19 protein-coding genes are annotated in these 19,519 nt (G+C 65.0%); 9 read left to right on the top strand and 10 right to left on the bottom strand.

Going from position 1 to position 19,519, the window contains the following annotated elements:
• Positions 1-166: 166 nt before the first annotated feature.
• The 4 genes from HV786_RS08285 to ugpB all read right to left on the bottom strand — a co-directional run bounded on the left by HV786_RS08285 (position 167) and on the right by ugpB (position 4,615).
• Positions 167-1,255, bottom strand: a complete 1,089-nt coding sequence (locus HV786_RS08285) for a sn-glycerol-3-phosphate import ATP-binding protein UgpC (protein WP_056317560.1) — start codon at positions 1,253-1,255, stop codon at positions 167-169.
• 50 nt (positions 1,256-1,305) lie between these two features.
• Entirely contained in the window at positions 1,306-2,157 is an 852-nt protein-coding gene (gene ugpE, locus HV786_RS08280) for a sn-glycerol-3-phosphate ABC transporter permease UgpE (protein WP_056317563.1), read from the bottom strand.
• 21 nt (positions 2,158-2,178) lie between these two features.
• Positions 2,179-3,060 carry a sn-glycerol-3-phosphate ABC transporter permease UgpA gene (gene ugpA, locus HV786_RS08275; protein ID WP_056317567.1) on the bottom strand — a complete coding sequence of 294 codons (882 nt, stop codon included), beginning with the start codon at positions 3,058-3,060 and terminating at the stop codon, positions 2,179-2,181.
• 241 nt (positions 3,061-3,301) lie between these two features.
• Positions 3,302-4,615, bottom strand: a complete 1,314-nt coding sequence (gene ugpB / locus HV786_RS08270) for a sn-glycerol-3-phosphate ABC transporter substrate-binding protein UgpB (RefSeq protein WP_128829267.1) — start codon at positions 4,613-4,615, stop codon at positions 3,302-3,304.
• Positions 4,616-5,137: 522 nt separating this feature from the next.
• Here ugpB and HV786_RS08265 point away from each other — a divergent pair.
• From HV786_RS08265 to HV786_RS08240, 6 genes are all read left to right on the top strand, one after another.
• Positions 5,138-5,692 carry a queuosine precursor transporter gene (locus tag HV786_RS08265; protein ID WP_128829266.1) on the top strand — a complete coding sequence of 185 codons (555 nt, stop codon included), beginning with the start codon at positions 5,138-5,140 and terminating at the stop codon, positions 5,690-5,692.
• A 452-nt stretch (positions 5,693-6,144) separates the two neighbouring features.
• Entirely contained in the window at positions 6,145-7,260 is a 1,116-nt protein-coding gene (locus tag HV786_RS08260) for a high-affinity branched-chain amino acid ABC transporter substrate-binding protein (protein ID WP_063954948.1), read from the top strand.
• Positions 7,261-7,451: 191 nt separating this feature from the next.
• Positions 7,452-8,378, top strand: coding sequence for a high-affinity branched-chain amino acid ABC transporter permease LivH (gene livH, locus HV786_RS08255; protein ID WP_056317577.1), 927 nt, complete (start codon positions 7,452-7,454; stop codon positions 8,376-8,378).
• Positions 8,378-9,613: a high-affinity branched-chain amino acid ABC transporter permease LivM gene (locus HV786_RS08250; protein WP_175210518.1), complete on the top strand. Its 1,236-nt coding sequence runs from the start codon at positions 8,378-8,380 to the stop codon at positions 9,611-9,613. The genes livH and HV786_RS08250 overlap by 1 nt, the downstream gene beginning before the upstream one ends.
• On the top strand, positions 9,610-10,377 hold the full coding sequence (gene livG / locus HV786_RS08245; RefSeq protein ID WP_062841126.1) for a high-affinity branched-chain amino acid ABC transporter ATP-binding protein LivG: 768 nt from the start codon (positions 9,610-9,612) through the stop codon (positions 10,375-10,377). Before HV786_RS08250 ends, livG begins: the two co-directional genes overlap by 4 nt.
• Complete coding sequence (locus HV786_RS08240) at positions 10,377-11,078, top strand: ABC transporter ATP-binding protein (RefSeq protein WP_128829264.1); 702 nt, start codon at positions 10,377-10,379, stop codon at positions 11,076-11,078. The genes livG and HV786_RS08240 overlap by 1 nt, the downstream gene beginning before the upstream one ends.
• Before the next feature lie 57 nt (positions 11,079-11,135).
• Here the strand turns inward: HV786_RS08240 and cuyB are convergent, their stop codons facing one another.
• From cuyB to HV786_RS08225, 3 genes are read right to left on the bottom strand one after another with little or no spacing between them, the layout of a single operon-like run.
• The gene (gene cuyB, locus HV786_RS08235) at positions 11,136-11,879 is read right to left on the bottom strand and encodes a cysteate racemase (protein ID WP_128829263.1); all 744 of its coding nucleotides are present in this window, start codon (positions 11,877-11,879) and stop codon (positions 11,136-11,138) included.
• A 16-nt stretch (positions 11,880-11,895) separates the two neighbouring features.
• On the bottom strand, positions 11,896-13,347 hold the full coding sequence (locus HV786_RS08230; protein ID WP_175210516.1) for an N-acyl-D-amino-acid deacylase family protein: 1,452 nt from the start codon (positions 13,345-13,347) through the stop codon (positions 11,896-11,898).
• 9 nt (positions 13,348-13,356) lie between these two features.
• Positions 13,357-14,334, bottom strand: a complete 978-nt coding sequence (locus HV786_RS08225; protein ID WP_128829262.1) for a Bug family tripartite tricarboxylate transporter substrate binding protein — start codon at positions 14,332-14,334, stop codon at positions 13,357-13,359.
• Positions 14,335-14,453: 119 nt separating this feature from the next.
• Here HV786_RS08225 and HV786_RS08220 point away from each other — a divergent pair, with 119 nt between their 5' ends.
• Positions 14,454-15,410: a LysR family transcriptional regulator gene (locus tag HV786_RS08220; protein ID WP_128829261.1), complete on the top strand. Its 957-nt coding sequence runs from the start codon at positions 14,454-14,456 to the stop codon at positions 15,408-15,410.
• A 23-nt stretch (positions 15,411-15,433) separates the two neighbouring features.
• Here the strand turns inward: HV786_RS08220 and HV786_RS08215 are convergent, their stop codons facing one another.
• Positions 15,434-16,045, bottom strand: coding sequence for a glutathione binding-like protein (locus HV786_RS08215; RefSeq protein ID WP_128829260.1), 612 nt, complete (start codon positions 16,043-16,045; stop codon positions 15,434-15,436).
• 151 nt (positions 16,046-16,196) lie between these two features.
• Here HV786_RS08215 and HV786_RS08210 point away from each other — a divergent pair, with 151 nt between their 5' ends.
• Together HV786_RS08210 and HV786_RS08205 are read left to right on the top strand one after the other, a co-directional pair.
• Positions 16,197-17,360 carry a PQQ-dependent sugar dehydrogenase gene (locus tag HV786_RS08210; protein WP_128829259.1) on the top strand — a complete coding sequence of 388 codons (1,164 nt, stop codon included), beginning with the start codon at positions 16,197-16,199 and terminating at the stop codon, positions 17,358-17,360.
• A gap of 5 nt (positions 17,361-17,365) precedes the next feature.
• On the top strand, positions 17,366-18,004 hold the full coding sequence (locus HV786_RS08205; RefSeq protein ID WP_175210514.1) for a glutathione S-transferase family protein: 639 nt from the start codon (positions 17,366-17,368) through the stop codon (positions 18,002-18,004).
• A 21-nt stretch (positions 18,005-18,025) separates the two neighbouring features.
• Here the strand turns inward: HV786_RS08205 and HV786_RS08200 are convergent, their stop codons facing one another.
• A complete protein-coding gene (locus tag HV786_RS08200) occupies positions 18,026-18,934 on the bottom strand; it encodes a DMT family transporter (RefSeq protein ID WP_152384387.1) in 909 nt (302 codons plus the stop codon).
• Between the two features lie 59 nt (positions 18,935-18,993).
• Positions 18,994-19,371 carry a DUF423 domain-containing protein gene (locus HV786_RS08195; protein WP_062841117.1) on the bottom strand — a complete coding sequence of 126 codons (378 nt, stop codon included), beginning with the start codon at positions 19,369-19,371 and terminating at the stop codon, positions 18,994-18,996.
• Positions 19,372-19,519 lie beyond the last annotated feature (148 nt).

Below are 19,519 nucleotides of genomic sequence, written 5' to 3'. Positions count from 1 at the left end.
GTGCGGCGGGCCGCTACCGGCCCGCTGTCACGCGAACGGCACGTGTCGCGTGTGGGGCATCAGGCTGCACGCATCAGGCGCCGCAAAAAAGAACCGGGCCGCAAGCGATCAGCTTGCGGCCCGGTTTGTTATTGCGCCTTACGGGCAGGGGCAGACGCCCCGCCGCTTACAGGCCCTGGACGCGGCGGCCGGTGTCAGCCTCGAACCAGTGCAGCGCGTGGCGGCCGTCCGGGCCCACGTTGACCTGCATGCCGACCTTGGCGGACGACTCGGACAACTGGCGCGTCGTGCAGCGCACGACCAGCGTGCTCTTGCCGCAGCGGCAGTGAACGAGCTGTTCCGAGCCCAGCGTCTCGACCATTTCGACTTCGGCGGGAATGCCCTGCGTGTTCAGCAGCATGTGCTCGGGGCGCATGCCCATGATGACCTTGCGGCCGCGAACCTGCGAAGGCACCTGCAGCGGCGAGATCTCGAGCTGGTTGCCGTCGGCGGTCTGCACGGTGCCGTCGCCGGACACCTGGACTTCCATGAGGTTCATGGGCGGCGAGCCGATGAAGCCGGCCACGAACGTCGAAGCGGGCTTCTCGAAGACTTCCATCGGGGTGCCGATCTGCTCGGGCACGCCCTGATACATGACGATCATGCGGTGCGCCAGCGTCATGGCCTCGACCTGATCGTGCGTCACGTACAGGCTGGTGGTGCCCAGGCGGCGGTGCAGCTTCATGATCTCAAGGCGCATCGCCACGCGCAGCTTGGCGTCCAGGTTGGACAGCGGCTCGTCGAACAGGAACACCTTGGGTTCGCGCACGATGGCGCGGCCCATGGCCACGCGCTGGCGCTGGCCGCCCGAGAGGGCGCGCGGACGGCGGTCCAAGAGGTGCCCCAGTTCCAGGATCTGCGCGGCGGCGTCGACGCGCTTCTTGATTTCGTCCTTGGAGAACTTGCGGATCTTCAAGCCGTAGGCCATGTTCTCGAACACGGTCATGTGCGGGTAGAGCGCGTAGTTCTGGAACACCATCGCGATGTCGCGCTCGGCGGGTTCCAGCGTGTTGACGACCTTGTCGTCAATGACGATGTCGCCGCTGGTCACGGTTTCCAGGCCGGCGACCATGCGCATCAGCGTGGACTTGCCGCAGCCCGAGGGGCCGACGATGACGATGAATTCGCCGTCTTTGACATCCATGTCGATGCCATGGATGACCGGCACGTTGCCGGCGTAGGTTTTCTTGACGTTGCGGAAGCTGAGAGTAGCCATGAGTTATTCGTGTTCAGAGTCGTGTTCGGGTGGGCGCGGGTGGGGCGGCGTTACTTCTCAGTGTCGACCAGACCCTTGACGAACCATTTCTGCATCAGGATGACGACCAGCGCCGGCGGGATCATCGCGAGCATGGCGGTGGCCATGGTGATGTTCCATTCGGTCACGCTGTCGCCGCCGCTGATCATCCGCTTGATGCCGATGACGACGGGATACATGTCTTCCTGCGTGGTGACCAGCAGCGGCCACAGGTATTGGTTCCAGCCGTAGATGAACTGGATCACGAACAGTGCGGCGATGCTGGTCTTGGACAGGGGCAGCAGCACGTCGCGGAAAAACCGCACGGGCCCCGCGCCGTCGATCCGGGCAGCCTCGATGAGCTCGTCCGGCACCGTCAGGAAGAACTGGCGGAACAGGAACGTTGCCGTGGCCGACGCGATCAGCGGCAAGGTCAGGCCCGCATAGCTGTTGAGCAGGCCCAGATCGGCCACGACCTTGTAGGTGGGCGCGATGCGGACTTCGACCGGCAGCATGAGCGTGACGAAGATCATCCAGAAAAAGAACATGCGGCCGGGGAAGCGGAAGTACACGACCGCGAATGCCGACAGCAGCGAGATCGCGATCTTGCCGATCGAGATTGCCAGCGCCATGATCAGGCTCACGTACATCATGCGGCCGACGGGCGCGCCGGACGACCCGCCCGACGAGCCGCCGAAGAGGGCCTTCATGTAGTTGTCCACGAAGTGCGGACCGGGAATCAGGGACATCGGCGCCTGAGCGACTTCCTGCGCGGTCTGGGTGGACGCGACGAAAGTGACGTAGAGCGGAAATGCCACCATCGCCACGCCGCAGAGCAGAATGACGTGGGCCAGAATATCCAGCCAGGGACGGCGTTCAACCATTGTTATCAGCCTCGAACAAAATCAATACTGCACTTTGCGGTCGACGTAGCGGAACTGCACGACCGTCAAGGCAATCACAATGAACATCAGGACGACGGACTGGGCGGCGGACGAACCGAGGTCCAGGCCGCGGAAGCCGTCGCTGTACACCTTGTAGACCAGGATCGAGGTCGACGTGCCGGGCCCGCCCTGCGTCGTCGTGTCGATCACGGCGAAGGTGTCGAAGAATGCATAGATGATGTTGACCACCAGCAGGAAGAACGTGGTGGGCGACAGCAGCGGGAAGACGATGGTCCAGAAGCGGCGCGCGGGGCTGGCGCCGTCGATGGCGGCGGCTTCGATCAGCGAGCGCGGGATCGATTGCAGGCCGGCCAGGAAGAACAGGAAGTTGTACGACACCTGCTTCCAGACCGCGGCGACGATCACCAGGACCATGGCCTGGTTGCCGTCAAGGCGCGGGTTCCAGTCCACGCCCGACTTGCGCAGGGCCACGGCCAGGATGCCGACGGAAGGCGAAAACAGGAACAGCCACAGCACGCCGACGACGGCGGGCGCCACGGCATACGGCCAGATGAGCAGGGTCTTGTAGAGCCCGGCGCCGCGGATCACGCGATCGGCCATCACCGCCAGCACCAGCGACACGCCAAGGCCCACGCCGGCCACCAGCACCGAGAACACGGCGGTGACGCGGAACGAATCCAGGTAGGCCTGTTGCGAGAACAGGTCCATGAAGTTGTCCAGGCCGACGAATTGCGAGGACAGACCGAAGGGATCTTCAAGGCGCATGGACTGCCACATGGCTTGTCCGGCGGGCAGGAAGAAGAACACCACGGTAATGATCAGCTGCGGCAGGAGCAGCAGATAGGGCAAGGTCTTGTGCCCGAATACAACGCGTTTTTCCATAGGGGGAACCCAAGGTACAGAAAAGCGGCGGTTGAAATAACCGCCGCCTGAAACCGCCAGCACGCATGCCGCGCGTGGCGCCCGGAGCCCGAAAGCACCGGCACTCATAAAAACACGATAGGCTTAAAGCCCCTTAAAAACCAGGGCTTTAAGCCTCGTTTGTCCTTGTCGCAACAGGGTCCTTGTCACGGCATGGAAAATGCCGATTGACAAGGCGGCGGTCAAGCCGCGCGAAAGGGCGTTACTTTACACTCTTCTCGAACTTTTCCAGCAGCTCGTTGCCGCGCTTGACGATGTTCTCGGCGCCGTCCTTGGGGGCAACCTTGCCCGAGACGATGCGTTCGATTTCAGCGTCCTCGATCTCGCGGATCTGGGGCAGGAAGCCCAGGCGCAGACCGCGCGATTGGGCGGTGGTTTCGACGTTCAATTGCTTGACGCCCACTTCGGTGCCCGGGTTCTTGTCGTAGAAGCCTTCCTTCTTGGTCAGCTCGTACGCGGCCTTGGTGACGGGCACGTAGCCGGTCTGCTGGTGCCAGCGGGCGGCGATTTCGGGGCTGGCCAGGAACTTGAAGAACGCGGTCACGCCCTTGTAGGTTTCGGGCTTCTTGTTGGCGAAGACCCACAGCGAGGCGCCGCCGATGATGGTGTTCTGCGGCGCGCCTTTCACGTCGGCGTAGTAAGGCAGGGTGGAGGTGCCGAACTCGAACTTGGCGTTCTTGGCGATGTTGGCGCGCAGGCCGGACGAACCGGTGATCATGGCGCACTTGCCGCTGATGAACAGCGAGTTGGGCTCGTCGCCGCGGCCGCCGTACATGAAGATGCCTTCCTTGCCGAGCTTGGCGAGGTTCTCGAGGTGACGCACGTGCAACGGGGTGTTGATGGCGATGCGTGCATCCAGGCCGCCGAAGCCGTTGTCCTTGGTGGCGTACGGCACGTTATGCCAGGCCGAGAAGGTCTCGAGCTGGGTCCAGGACGGCCACGACGTGGTGTAGCCGCATTCCTGGCCAGCGGCCTTCAGCTTCTGGCCGGCGGCGGCCAGTTCTTCCCAGGTCTTGGGGGGATTGTCGGCGTCCAGGCCAGCCTTCTTGAAGGCGTCCTTGTTGTAGTAGAAGACGACGGTCGAGCTGTTGAACGGCATCGACACCAGCTTGCCGTCGGCCGACGAGTAATAGCCGGCCACGGCGCCGATGAATTCCTTGGGATCGATCGGGTTGCCGGCTTCTTCGGACATCTGCTGCACCGGCTTGATGGCGCCCTTGGCGTACATCATGGTGGCGGTGCCGACTTCAAAGACCTGCAGGATGTCCGGGGCGTTGCCGGCGCGGAACGCGGCGATGCCGGCGTTCATGGATTCACCGTAGTTGCCCTTGTAGATGGCCTTGACCTGGTAGTCGGGGTTCTTCTTGTTGAATTCGTCGACCAGGCCATTGACGCGGTCGCCCAAAGCGCCTTCCATCGAATGCCAGAACTGGATCTCGGTGGCTGCTTGCGCGGAAGCGCCGGCGAAAGCCGTCATGATGGCGGCAAAGGTCAGTGCAATACGATGGGATCGCATAAAGGGTTCTCCAGTTGGGCGTGTTGCGAACGGGTTGTCCGGCCGCATGAAACACGACACCTTATGAATTGTTTGTGACAAAACCGTGACTTTCACATCCCTACAAACGCCTGTCAAATTGCGCGTTTTAGGCGCGAACGAACATTTTGCGATTCCTTGTGCAGGGAGCCGACCGTTTACAATCGCCGCCTATGGAAAACGAACTTTCGATTGCGTTCATTGGCGATGGCTGCGGGACGGCCGCGCGGGCCTCGCGGCAGGCCCGCAGAGAGTATGCGCCGCCAGGGGCGTTCATGTCATTGACATTAACCAGGATGCGCGGGCGCCGCGACCATGCGGGACGCGCTTCGCGCGCGCCTTTGCCGAACGGTCCGCGCGCATCGCGCGTGGCGTGTTCGCGGCCGCGACTCGGAACATGCCAGGTGTTGTGGCCAGGACACGTCAATGTGGGCAAGAAGGGGCCGTGAACGGCCGTTCGGCGGGCGGTCGCCGTCAGCCACGGTTGGCGCCGGAGTGCGCGCGATGACCACGACCGCCGCGCGCTTTCCCGTCATGACCCGCCTGCAGTTCGGCATCTCGGTGCTGTGCATGCTGGCCGTGGTGGTTGGCTCCAACATCCTGGTGCAGGTGCCGCTTAACGATTGGCTCACGTGGGGCGGGCTGTCCTACCCGGTGGCGTTCCTTGTCACCGACGTCCTGAACCGCCGCTTTGGTCCCGCCGCGGCCCGGCGTGTGGTGTGGTTCGGCTTTGCCGCCGCGCTCGCGGTGTCGGTGTGGGTGGCGTCGCCCCGCATCGCGCTGGCGTCGGGATTGGCCTATATATGTGCGCAGCTCGTGGACATCCAGGTGTTCGACCGCCTGCGCGACCAGCGTTGGTGGCGCGCGCCGCTGGCGTCGGGCGTGCTGGGCGCCATCCTGGATACGGCCGTGTTCTTCAGCGTGGCTTTCGCGGCCACCGGCGCGCCCTGGGTAACGTGGATGCTGGGCGACCTGGCCATCAAGCTGGTCGTCAATATCAGCATGCTGGCGCCGTTCCGGGCATTGATGTGGAATCTGGCAAGACCCGCGAACGCCTGATTCCCCCCCGTTTTTGCCCTTGAAGCCGCGCGTTCCTCGCTGCCTGCAGCGCAGGACGCGCGGTTTTATTAATGGCGGCGAGCATTAATTGAAGGGGTTTTAGTAAGTCCTGCGTAAGGACTGTATTTAAATATGCGATTAAACGCCGTATTAATGATTTTTCATATAAATCGGCAAGCATAAATCCCAGCGAAACGCCAGCCAACTTTGCGGCCGGAATTGCGATTTCTTCATTGATTTCACGCCTTTACGCGGCCTATGCGTCACGATTAAATGCCGCGCATGAAATATTGGGGATTACACGCAGTGACAGTATGACGGCTTGCTTTCAGAATACCGGCCACACCGTGTTTTTGCCCAAGAAGCCGGCGACGGGCAATGCGGACAAAGGGGTACTCTCCCGATAAACCGTGTTGGACAGAGCCGCTCAAAACCTCGCTGGAGAACTCCGCATGAAGTTTCTGAATCGCCTTACCCCGGTAGCCATGGCGCTTGGGGCACTTGCCTTGGCTGGCGCCGCGCACGCCGCCGACACGATCAAGATCGGCATTCCCCAGCCCATGACCGGTCCCAACACGCAATACGGCGACCAGATCCAGGCCGGCGCGCTGACCGCCATCGAAACCATCAATGCCAAGGGCGGCGTCAAGGGCAAGAAGCTCGAACCCATCCTGATCGACGACGGCTGCGAACCCAAGCAGGCCGTGCCTGCCGCCAACCGCGTGGTCAACTCCGGCGCCAAGTTCGCCGTGGCCCATGCGTGCTCGGGCGTCACGGTTGCCGCCGTGAAGGTCTACGAGGAAGAGGGCATTGTCGGCATCACCCCGGGCGCCACGTCGCCCCTGGTCACCGACACCATCAAGCCGCATTTCTTCTTCCGCACGATCGGCCGCGACGACCAGCAAGGTCCGTACGCCGCCAGCTACATCGCCAAGACGCTCAAGCCCCAGAAGGTCGCCGTGCTGCATGACAAGCAGACCTACGGTTCGGGCGTGGCCACGCAGGTCAAGGACGCCCTGGCCAAGCAGAACGTCAACGTCGCGCTGTTCGAAGGCATCAACGTCGGCGACAGCGACTACTCGGCCATCATCACCAAGCTCAAGTCGGCTGGTGTCGATCTGGTGTACTTCGGCGGCTACCACCCCGAGCTCGGCCTGTTGCTGCGCCAGTCGCGTGAACAGGGCCTGAAGGTCCAGTTCATGGGTCCGGAAGGCACGGCCAACCAGGACCTGGTGGCAATCGCCGGTCCGGCCATCGAAGGCCTGCTCGTGACGCTGCCCGCTGACTTCACCAAGCTGCCGGGCAACGAAAGCATCGTCAAGGCCTTCAAGGACGCCAAGCGCGATCCGGACGGCGCCTTCCAGATGCCGGCCTACGCCGCGGTCCAGATCCTGGCCGACAGCATCAACGCCGTCGGCGAAGATCCCGCCAAGGTTGCCGACTACATGCACAAGACCACCTTCAATACCGGCATCGGCAAAGTTGAATACGATGCCAAGGGCGATCTGAAGGACTTCGAGTTCGCTGTCTATAAATGGGACAAGGACGGAAAGAAGACCCAGCTGTAAACTCGCGATCCCGCCGGCGTGTTGCCGGCGTGTAGGGCCTGCCGTCTCCGTCTTGCCGAAATCCGCGTAGCGATGCGCCAAAAGCGCTGTGCGGCCGGCAAGGCGGCGACGACAGGCCCTTATAAAATACGCCCAGGTTTCCGGCTCCGGGTCTCTCTACCGGGGCCGGAACCGTTTGGAGCAATAGAATCATGTCTGATCTCATACCCCAACTGACCCAGCAATTCTTCAACGGATTGTCCCTGGGAGCGATCTATGCGTTGATCGCCATCGGCTACACAATGGTCTACGGCATCATCGGTATGATCAACTTCGCCCACGGCGAAATCTATATGATCGGCGCCTATGTGGGCCTGGTCACCTTGACGGCCATCGGCACCAATAGCGGATTGCCGACCCCGTTCATCATTGCGGCCATGCTGCTCGTGGCCATCACGGTCACCGGCATCTACGGCTTTTCGGTCGAGCGCGTGGCGTATCGTCCGGTGCGCGGCAGCCCCCGGCTGGTGGCGCTGATCTCCGCCATCGGGATGTCGATCTTTCTGCAGAACTGGGTGGCTCTGGGGCAGGGTGCGCGCGACATGGCCGTGCCTTCGCTGGTATCCGGCGCCGTGCAGTTCCACATGGGATCGGACTTCGACGTGACGGTGCCGTATTCGCGCATCATGATCATCGTGGTCACCGTGGTGCTGATGATCGGGCTGACGCTATTCATCAAGTACTCCCGCATGGGCCGTGCCTCGCGCGCCTGCTCGCAGGACATGCACATGGCCAATCTGCTGGGCATCGACACCAACCGCGTGATCTCGTTCACGTTCGTGATGGGTGCGATCCTGGCGGCGGTGGGCGGCGTGCTGATCGCCATCACCATCGGCAAGCTCAATCCCTTCATCGGCTTTCTGGCGGGCATCAAGGCCTTCACGGCGGCGGTGCTGGGCGGTATCGGCAGCATTCCTGGCGCGATGCTGGGCGGTGTGCTGCTGGGCCTGGCCGAGACCTTCGCGGCCGCGTACATCTCGTCGCAGTACAAGGACATCGTGGCGTTCTCGCTGCTGGTCCTGATTCTGCTATTCCGTCCCACCGGGCTGCTGGGCAAACCTGAGGTGGAAAAAGTCTGATGTCGACCAACAATCTCAAAAACGCCACGATGGCGGCCGTGCTGACGGCGGTCATCGTCACCCCGGTCTTTGGCCTGCAGCTCATCCGCCAGGGTGCGCGCACGTCGATGGAGTCGAACTGGTCGCTGGTGGCGCTGGCCGCCGCCGTGGTGTTCGTCTTCCAGCTGCTGCGGCCCTGGCTGGCCATTCCGTTCAAAAAGCTCAAGACCGGTCTGCCGACGCTGTCCTCGGCGCCGGCCAGGAACCACAAGCCGCTGATGATCCTGCTGCTGGCCATCGCGGTGATCTGGCCGTTCTTCGCGGGACGCAGTTCCGTGGACATCGCCACGCTGGTGCTGATCTACGTCATGCTGGGCCTGGGCCTGAACATCGTGGTTGGCTTTGCGGGGCTGCTGGACTTGGGCTTCGTGGGCTTTTACGCGGTGGGCGCCTACACCTACGCGCTGCTCTACCACTGGGGCGGCTGGAGCTTCTGGGAAGCGCTGCCGTTCGCCGGCGCCATGTCCGCGCTGTTCGGCTTTGTGCTGGGCTTTCCAGTATTGCGGCTGCGCGGCGACTACCTGGCCATCGTGACGCTGGGTTTCGGTGAAATCATCCGTCTGCTGCTGATCAACCTGAACAAGATGACCGGCGGTCCGGACGGGATTTCCGGTATCCCGAAGCCCACGTTCTTTGGCCTGGAAATGACGCGCCGCCCCAGCACCGAGGGTGGGACGACATTCCACGACTTCTTCGGGCTGACGTTCCAGAACCAGGACATGGTTATCTATCTGTACATGATGGCGCTGCTGCTGGCGCTGGTGACGCTGTTCGTGTCCACGCGCCTGATCCGCATGCCGGTCGGGCGGGCCTGGGAGGCGCTGCGCGAGGACGAGATCGCCTGCCGTTCGCTGGGCCTGAACCCCACGCGCATCAAGCTGTCCGCGTTCACGCTGGGCGCCATGTTTGCCGGCTTTGGCGGCGCGTTCTTCGCGGCGCGCCAGGGCATGGTGAATCCGGAGTCCTTCACGTTCATCGAATCCGCGCTGATCCTGGCGATCGTGGTGCTGGGCGGCATGGGTTCTCAGGTAGGCGTGATCCTCGCTGCCATCCTGCTGACCGTGCTGCCCGAGCTGGCGCGCGAGTTCGCCGAATACCGGATGCTGATGTTCGGTCTGGTGATGGTGTTGATGATGATGTGGCGTCCGCAGGGGTTGTTGCCCATGAAGCGTCCCCACGTGGAGCTGGCTAAATGAGCGAGGCATTGCTGAAAGTATCCGGCCTGACCATGCGGTTCGGCGGCCTCCTGGCCGTCGATAGCGTGGGTTTCGAGGTCATGACCGACGAGGTCTTTGCCATCATCGGCCCGAACGGCGCCGGCAAGACCACGGTCTTCAACTGCGTGGGCGGGTTCTACGCGCCCACCGCCGGCGAGATCATCATGGACGGCAAGCCCATCACGGGTCTTGCCAGCCACAAGGTGGCGCGCCACGGCCTGGTGCGCACGTTCCAGAACGTGCGCCTGTTCAAGCAGCTCACGGTGCTGGAAAACCTGCTGGTTGCGCAGCACACGCAGGTCGAATCGCGCCTGTTGCCGGGCCTGCTCAAGACTAAGGGCTATCGCCAGTCCGAATCCGAGGCTCTGTCCCGCGCGGCGCAGTGGCTGGACTTCATGGGCTTGCGAGAATTCGCCAACCGCGAAGCCGGCAATCTGGCCTACGGCCACCAGCGGCGCCTGGAGATCGCGCGTTGCATGATCACCAAGCCGCGCCTCCTGATGCTGGACGAACCCGCGGCGGGTCTGAATCCGCAGGAAAAGCGCGACCTGCAATCGCTCATCGACCAGCTGCGGCGCGAATTCGGCGTCGCGGTGCTGCTGATCGAGCACGACATGAGCCTCATCATGGGCATTTCGGACCGGATTCTGGTCATGGAACACGGCAAGCCCATCACGACCGGCACCCCCGATCAGGTGCGCAACGACGAGCGCGTCATCAAGGCGTATCTGGGGGAGGAATGATGCTCAAGCTGGAAAACATACACACTTTCTACGGCGCCATCCAGGCATTGAACGGCGTGTCGGTCGAAGTGAACCAGGGCGAGATCGTCACGCTGATCGGCGCCAACGGCGCAGGCAAGACGACGCTGCTGATGACGGTCTGCGGCAATCCGCGTGCGCGCGAAGGCAAGATCACGTTCGAAGGCGAAGACATCACGAACAAGGACACGCACCACATCATGCGCAGTGGCATCGCCATTTCGCCTGAGGGCCGTCGCGTGTTCAAGGACCTGACGGTCGCCGAGAACCTGATGATGGGCGGCTTCTTTTCCAAGCGCGACGAGATCGAGGCGGGCATCGACCACGTCTACGGCTTGTTCCCGCGCTTGAAAGAGCGCGCCAGCCAGCGCGCCGGCCTGATGTCGGGCGGCGAGCAGCAGATGCTGGCCATCGGCCGCGCGCTGATGACCCGGCCGCGCCTGCTGTTGCTGGACGAACCGACGCTGGGCCTGGCCCCGCTGGTGATCGCCCAGATCTTCGACATCATCCGCGAGATCCGGGAGCAGGGCGTGACCGTGTTCCTGGTCGAGCAGAACGCGAACAAGGCGCTGGGCGTGGCGGACCGCGGCTACGTGCTGGAAAACGGCCGCGTGGTCCTGCAGGACACCGGCGCCAATCTGCTGGTCAACGATCAGGTCCGCAAGGCTTACCTGGGCGGTTGACCTCTTCCCCGCGAAGGAAGTGGGCGCATCGAAAGATGCGCCTTTTTTTTGCTGCCCTTACGCGGCGATCCGTTCCGCGGGCTGGTCGGCCTGGTAGTGGGCAATGGCGGCGCGCGCGAGGGCGTCGATGGAGTCCGTGAGGGTCACGCCCAGGCTGGGGCGCAGGGCGTGCGGCACCGCCAGGGGCAGTTCCGTGCAGCCCAGGACGACGGCGTCGGCGCCGCGCGCCTTCAGGCGGGCGATGCACTCGGCGGCGGGGGCGAAGGCGTCTTCGAGCTGGTTGCCCTTGACCGCGCGGATCGAGCCCATGCAGAAGCGTTCGACTTCGTCGTCGTCAGGCACGATGCACTCGTAGCCCTGGGCTTCGAGGTGCCGCTGGTACAGGCCAAGCTTTAGCGTGGCGGCGGTGCCCATCAGGCCGATGCGGCCGCGGGGCAGGCCCAGACGGCGCAGGTCTTCGATGACCGCTTCGATGATGTGCAGGACCGGCAGGCCGGTGGACGCGGCGATCTCGTCGAACCACAGGTGGGCGGTGTTGCACGGGATGGCAATGAGCTGGGCGCCGGCCTGTTCAAGGAAGCGCACGCCGTCGACCATGTGGGGCAGCGGGTTTTCGCCGCCGGCCATGTAGGCGCTGGATCGGTCGGGAATGCGCGGATCGTTGCGCAGCAGGGTGGGGATGTGTTGCTGGTCAACCGTGGCAGGCGTCAGCGCCGCCAGGCGGAGGGCAAAGGCCGCGCCGGCCATGGGCCCCATTCCGCCCAAAACACCCAGGTAGCAGCCCTGGGAAAACGTCTTCACTTTATGTACTCCGTGCTCATGCTTGACCGGGCGACAGGACCTGGCCCGGGCGTTCGGCGCCCGTCCGTTCCCCGTCCCAGACCTGCCTGCCGTTGACCCACACGGCGTGGATGCCCCGGCTTGCCTGAATGGGCGCTGAAAAAGTGGCCACGTCGGTGACGGTGGCGGGATCGAACAGCACCAGGTCAGCATGATACCCCTCCCGTAGCAGGCCGCGCCCGGCCACGCCGTACTGGTCGGCGGCCAACCCCGTCATCTTGTGGATGGCCGATTCCAGGGACAACAGGTTCTGCTCGCGCACCATCGTGCGCAGGACGTTGGTGAAGGTGCCCCATTGGCGGGGGTGCGGATGGGGGTCAAAAGGCAACCCGTCCGAGCCGACCATGGTCAGCGGATGGGCAAAGATGCGGTTGACGTCGGCGGGATCCATCAGGAAGTAGATGGCGCCGGCTGGGGCCAGGCGGGCCACGGCGGCCTCGTCGTCCAGGCCCAGTTCGGCCATCACCTCGCTGAAGTCGCGGCCCGTCGCCTCGGGGTAGCCCTTGGACCAGGTAATCATCGTCCGGCTGGCAAGTCGCGCGCGATCGAGCCGCAACATGGTGGAGGTGGCGGGGTAGGGGTGGCAGTCCAGGCAGACGGGCTGCGAGGCCGCGGCGCGGCTGATGAGGTCCAGCGTTTCGCGGGTGCGCCCGTGGTTGCGTTCGCCCGCCAGCTTGTGGTGCGAGAAGACGACGCGGCAATCGATTTCGCGTCCGATGTGCAGCGCCTCTTCGATGGCCGGCACGATGTGATCGGCCTCGTCGCGCAGGTGGGTGGCATAGATGCCGGCGCGGCCGCGCAGCGGCTGGCACACGTCGACGATCTCGTCCGTGGGCGCGGCGCTGGCCGGCGGATAGAAGGTGCCGGTGGACACGCCGAATGCGCCGGCGTCCAGCGCTTCCTGCATGAGTCCGCGCATGGCGGCCCGCTCGGCGCTATTGGCCGCGCGCGACGTGTCGTCCATGACGGCGACGCGCAAGGTGGTGTGACCCACCAGCGGAATCACGTTGACCGCGGCGGGCGTGTCGCGCAGCGCGTCCATCCATGACCGGAAGGTGCCAAAGCGAAAGAGCGACGGCGGCCCCAGCAGGTCCAGCGGCTGCGGGATCTGCGTGCGGGCCAGCGGCGCCAGGCTGATCCCGCAGTTGCCGGTGACGACGGTCGTGATGCCTTGCGACACCTTGGGCAGCATGTCGGGATGCGCCAGCAGATACCCGTCATCGTGGGTGTGCGAGTCGATGAAGCCCGGCGCCAGGACCAGGCCCCGGCCATCGATGACCGGCGCGCCGGCGGGGTGGGCAAAGCGGCCCACTGCCGCAATGCGCCCGCCGCGCACGGCCAGGTCGCCGCCGGTGGCGGGCCCGCCCGATCCGTCGATGAGCGTGGCGCCCGCGACGATGAAGTCAGCCTGCAAGGTGTCTGCCGTCATGGAGAATGCTCAGTCGAGTTTTTCGATGCCGGCGTTGTCGATGATCTGCTGCCACTTGGCGGTTTCGCGATCGATCAGCTGCTTGAACTCGGCGGGCGAGCCGGATGCCGGTTCGGCGCCCAGCGTGGCCAGGCCCTGGCGCACTTCCGGCGCCTGCAGCGCCTTCTGGATGGCGGCGTTCAGCGTGGCGACCACGTCATCGGGCGTGCCCTTGGGCGCCACGACGCCACCCCAGGCGACCGTCTCGTAACCCTTCAGGCCGGATTCGTCCAGCGTCGGCACGTCGGGCATCAGCGACAGGCGCTTCAGGCTGCTGACGCCGATGGCGCGGACCTTGCCGCTCTTGACGAGCGGTGCGGCTTCCGAGGTGTTGACGAACAGGTAGTCCAGGCGGCCGCCAAGCAGATCCTGGATGGCTGCGGGGCCGCCGTTATAGGGGATGAACATCACGTCCAGCTTGGCCATGCTTTTGAACAGCTCGCCGCCCATGTGGCCCGTGGTGCCCACGCCCGAGGCGCCGTACGACAGGCGGCCCGGCTCGTTGCGGGCGCGGTCGATCAGGTCCTGCACGCTCTTGATGGGCGATTCGGCCGGCACGATCAGCGCGTTGTAGAGGTCGAACATGTGCGCGACCGGCGTCAGGTCCTTGTCCACGTCGTACGGCAGGCGCTTGAAGAGCGAGCGGTTGACCGCCAGCGTGTTGATGTTGCCGTAGCCGACGGTATAGCCGTCCGGGGCGGCGCGCTTGATGAGCGCGATGCCGATGTTGCCGGCCGCGCCGGGGCGGTTCTCGACGACCATCGTGGCGCCGGTGTCGCGGGCCATCTGGGTCGTGATCAGGCGCGACAGCACGTCCGGCGATCCGCCGGCGGCGGACGGAACCACGAAGGTGATGGGCTTGTCGGGATAGCCGGCGGCCGAGGCGGCGCCGATGAAGGCGACGTTGAGCGCCGCCATGGAAAGACTGCGAAGGAGCGTGCTGCGCATGATGGATTTCCCCTGGTTTTGTTTTGTGGAGCGGGCAGATTACACCTGGGCATGCGGCGCTGCGTCATCGAAAAATGTCTCAAACCTATAATCCCCCGTTATCGGAAAAGGGGAAAAAAATGGATGCGGATGCGTATGCCGACGAAGTCGGCCCCAGCGCCGGAAGGCCACTGAACCTGCGTCAGATCGAGGTATTCCGGGCGATCATGATGGCCGGTTCGATCAGCGGGGCGGGGCGCATGCTGCATGTGTCGCAGCCGGCGGTGAGCCGGGTGCTGGCGCTGACGGAAAGCCGCCTGGGCTACCGGTTGTTCGAGCGGGTCAAGAGCCGGCTGTCGCCCTCCGCCGAAGCCCGGCGCCTGTATGCCGAGGTCGAGCAGGTGTATGGCGGCATTCAGCGGGTGAATGACCTGGCCGCCAGCCTCGGCCAGTCGGGCGCGGGGATGCTGAAGATCGTGGCCAGCGCCAGTTTCGGGCAGCGGCTGATCCCGATGGCGCTGGAGCGGTTTCGCGGCCGCAATGCAGGCGCCCGCGTGGATTACCGCAGCGTGACTTTCGACGAACTGGCGGCGTATTTCCTGTCGGGGCAGGCGGACATCGGCATTTCCATGCAGCCGCCGGATCATCCCAACCTGACGTCCGTGCGGCTGGCGCGCGTGCCGGTGGTCTGCGTGCTGCCGCCCGGGCATCCGCTGGCCAGTCATGAGGTGGTGCTGCCGGAAGACTTTTCGTCGGCGGCGTGGATCGGCTATCCGCGCGACACGCCGTTGGGTCGCGCGCTGCAGCCATTTTTTGGAGACGGCCCGCGCTGCGCGGCGGCGGTCGAGGTGCATTCGCCGGTGACCGCCTGTTCGTTCGTGCAACAGGGGCTGGGACCGGCGCTGGTCGATGCGTGGTGCGTCACGCCGGACCAGGCCGCCCACATGGCGCTTCGCCCGATCGAGCCCGAGGCCAGCGTGGAAATCTGGGCGACGCATTCCAACCTGAGCGCGCCGCCCTTGCTGGCGCGGCGCTTTCTGGCCGCCGTGAAAAAGATCCTGGAAAGCGAGACGCTGCCCGGCGTCGCGCCTGGGTAGGCGAGCCGGGGCAGCGGCAGCCGTTACAGGCCTTCGGCCTTCAGCGCGGCCTGCACGCCCGCGTCGGCCTGCATGCGATCGAAGAACGCCTGCAGATGGTTCAGGCCGGACAGGTCGATTTCCTTTGCGTGGGCCCAGCGCAGCACGACAAACAGATACGCGTCCGCCACAGACGGCGCGGCGCCGGCCAGGTAGGACTTGCCCGCCAGTTGCGCATCCAACTGCCCGAACAGCTTGGTCAGAAGCGCCGACGCGGAGGCCGCCAATTCCTTTTGCGCGCCTTCGTCCTTCAGGTAGCGCTGCGCGCCGAACAGCAGCGAGAAGGTCTTGTGGACGTCGGAATTGATGAAGCCGACCCAGCGGCGCACTTCGGCGCGCGAACGCGCGGTGCCGTCGCCCAGCAGGGGGATTTCCGGGGCCTGTTCGGCCAGGTATTCCAGGATGGCGACATTCTGCGTGAGGGTCCAGTCGCCATCGGTCAGCGCGGGCACGGCGCCCAGCGGATTGATCCGCAGAAACTCCGGTTCCTTCAGCGCTTCACGGCTGAGTTTGTGCGTCTCGTACGGCTTGCCGATCCACTCGAGGACGATGTGGGAAGCGAGCGAGCACGCGCCGGGCATGTAGTACAGTTTCATCTGATCGAGTCTCCTGAGAGCAAGAACGGGAGAGCTCCCGTCCGTGGGCGCTATGGTACGCCAACCGGGTGTGCCAATTGCGAGCGGCCCCCGCGTCTCACTGTCATGCCTTGCGCGCCTGCTTTTCAACCTGTCGCCGCCGGAGATGTCCATGCAGTCACGCACCGCCGCGAGCACGCGCGCAATTCCCCTGATCCTGTCCTTGGCCCTGGCCTTTGCGGCCGCGCCCGTCGTTGCACAAGCCTCGCAGGAACCGCCGTCGGCGCCCGCCCGCGTGACGCCCGTCGTCGGCGGTCTGGACCACCCCTGGTCCATGGCGTTCCTGCCCGATGGCGGCATCCTGATCACCGAACGGCCCGGGAACCTGCGGCTGCTGCGCACGCCCGGCGGGCTGTCCAAGCCGCTCTCTGGCGTTCCGCAGGTTGCCGCGCGCGGTCAAGGTGGACTGCTGGACGTGGCGCTGTCGCCTGACTTTGCGACCGACCGCTACGTGTACCTGGCGTATGCGGAATCGGATGGCGACAAGAGCGGCACGGCCGTGGGGCGCGGGCGGCTGGCCGATGACGCCAGCGGCCTCGAGGGATTCAAGGTGCTGTTCCGCCAGGAGCCCAAGCTGTCGTCCGGCCAGCATTTCGGATCGCGCCTGGTGTTCGACGGCAAGGGCTACCTCTACATCGCGCTGGGCGAGAACAATCAGCGCCCGACGGCACAAGACCTGGACAAGCTGCAAGGCAAGGTCGTGCGGCTCAAGACGGATGGCTCCGTGCCGGCGGACAACCCCTTTGTGGGTAAGCCGGGCGCGCGCCCCGAGATCTGGTCGTACGGCCATCGCAATCCGCAGGGCATGGCGCTCAATCCCTGGACTGGCGAACTCTGGGAAAACGAACACGGCCCGCGTGGCGGCGACGAGATCAATGTCGTGAAGCCGGGCAAGAATTACGGCTGGCCGCTGGCCACCTACGGCATCAACTATTCGGGCTTCGCCATTCCGGAAGCCAAGGGCGAAACCCTGCCGGGCATGGAGCCGCCGATCCATTGGTGGCCGAAATCGCCCGCCATCAGCGGTATGGCGTTCTACGACGCGGACCGGTTTCCGGCCTGGCGCAATTCGCTCTTCATCGGCGCGCTGGGCAATCAGAACCTCATCCGCCTGACCGTCGACGGCAATCGCGTGGTCGAGAAGGAACGGCTGCTGGTCGACCGCAAGCGGCGGATCCGGGACGTGCGGCAGGGGCCGGACGGTTATGTGTATGTGCTGACGGACGCCTCGCCTGGCGAATTGCTGCGGGTGGCGCCGGCCGAAACGGGAGGGTGACGGCCATGAAATCCTACGAGCTCATCGGGTCCGCGGGTTGCGGCTCGGCCATCGTCGAGATGGCGCTGGTGCTGGCCAATGTGCCGCACACGCTGACGGATGTGCCTTATCTGAAGCCGGGTCTTCAGCGGGACCGGCTTTTGCATCTGAATCCGCTGGGGCAGGTGCCCACGCTCATCCTGCCCGACGGCGAGGTAATGACCGAAAGCGCCGCGATGATCCTGCACCTGAACGATGTGGCGCCGCAGGCCGGGCTGGCGCCCGCGCCGGACAAACCGGAGCGGGCGCGTTTCCTTAACCTGCTGATGCGGCTGGTGGCTGCGGTGTATCCCACCTTCACCTACGGCGATGAGCCCGCGCAATGGACGACGCCGGGCGCGGGGGCCGACCTGCTGCGTGAGCGCGTGCACACGCGCCGCGCCGAGCTGTGGCAGGAGCTTGAACGCCAGGCCGGCGCGCCACACATGCTGGGGCGGCGCTTTTCGGCGCTGGACCTGTATGTGACGGTCATGACGCACTGGCGTCCGGGACCGTCGTGGTTCGGCGCCATGTGCCCGGCGTTGACGGCGGTGGCGCGCGAGGCCGAACAAGAGCCGAACGTCGCAAAGGTGTTGCAGCGGCACTTTCCGCCGCCCACCGAATAGTGCTGGCGGGCAGGGCGGCCGTCAGCGCGCGGCGCGGCGGCGCGACTTGCCCCGCGCCTCGCGAACGGCGATGTACACGCCGCTGCCTGCAATGAAGACGGCGCCCAGGTACGCGTAGGCGTCGGGCGCCTCCCGCCAGAAGATCCATCCCAGGATCGTGGCCCAGACGAGGCCCGTGTAGTCAAAGGGGGCGACGACGGACGCCGGTCCGATACGGAACCCCTGCGTGATCAGCGTCAGTCCCAACGTGCTGAACAAGGCCACCGCGCCGAAGTACGGCAGGTCTTCGGCGGCCGGCGCACGCCAGACCCACGCCAGCCCCAGCGAGCTCCACACCAGTTGGCCCAGCACGATGTAGAAGGTGATGGTCAGCATGCCTTCGGCGCGGTTGATGCCGCGCGCCGTGATCATCATGACCGCGTAGAGCAGGGCGGTGGTCAGCGGCAGCAGGGTGGCCGCCTGAAAGGCCTGCGTGCCGGGACGCACCACGATCAGCACGCCCGCAAAACCTGCCAGCACGGCCAGCCAGCGCTTGCCGTCCACGCGTTCCTTCAGGATCAGCACGGAAAGCGCCGTGACGAACAGCGGCGCGGCGAATGCGATGGCGGTGGTCTCGGCCAGCGGCAGCGCCTGCAATCCCAGGTAGAAGCAACTGGCCGAGATAACGTTGATGGCGCCGCGCGTCAGGTGCAGTCCGGGATGCATCGTGCGCAGCACGCGGCGGCCGCCCAGCCACAACGCCAGCGCGGTCACGAAAGGCAGCGCGATCAGCGCGCGCATGAAGAGGATCTGCAGCGGGTTGTACGTTGCGCCCAGCCATTTGGCGCTGGCGTCGCTGAGGGTCAGAAAGAAGATGCCGCCCGCCACGCAGGCGATGCCTGCGGCGGCGGAATGTTCACGGACGGCGGGTAATGCGGTGGTTGGGGACATCAGAGACCTGCAAGAGCGGCGGTTCCTGCCGCCGGGAATGAATCACGGGAAGTACGGGTTCAGGGCTGCGCGCGGTAGGCGGCCCAGGCGACCATGGCCCATGCGGCCAGGAAGGCCGTTCCGCCAAACGGCGTGACGGCGCCCAGCCAGCCTTTGCCTGTCAGCGTCAGCACGTACAGGCTGCCCGAAAACAGCACGATGCCGACAAACATCACGACGCCTGCCGCCGACAGCAGGGGCGAGCCGAAACGCGCGCCGAGCAGCGCGATGACGAAAAGACCCAGGGCGTGGACCAGGTGGTACATCACCCCGGTCTGCCAGACGGCCAGCATTTCTGGCGTCAGGATGCGCTTGAGGCCATGCGCGCCGAAGGCACCGGCGCCCACTGCCACCATGAGATTGAGCGCCGCGAGTATCGTGAGCTGCCGGTCCGTCATTGCCTGTCCTTGAGAGAAATGCGAGGGGGGTAAATTTGCCGCCGCCTATGATAGGCCGAAACAGGGGGCGTGACGGGCGGCGCGGCGCGTCCAACGGGAGCGCCGCCGCCTGGCATTGCGATGCCGGGTATGTCCCGAGGAGTCGGCC

The organism is Achromobacter mucicolens (assembly GCF_902859725.1).
Lineage (GTDB): Bacteria > Pseudomonadota > Gammaproteobacteria > Burkholderiales > Burkholderiaceae_B > Achromobacter > Achromobacter mucicolens.
Note: the sequence above shows the minus strand (reverse complement) of the source record. Positions and strands in the feature narration are given on the sequence as shown.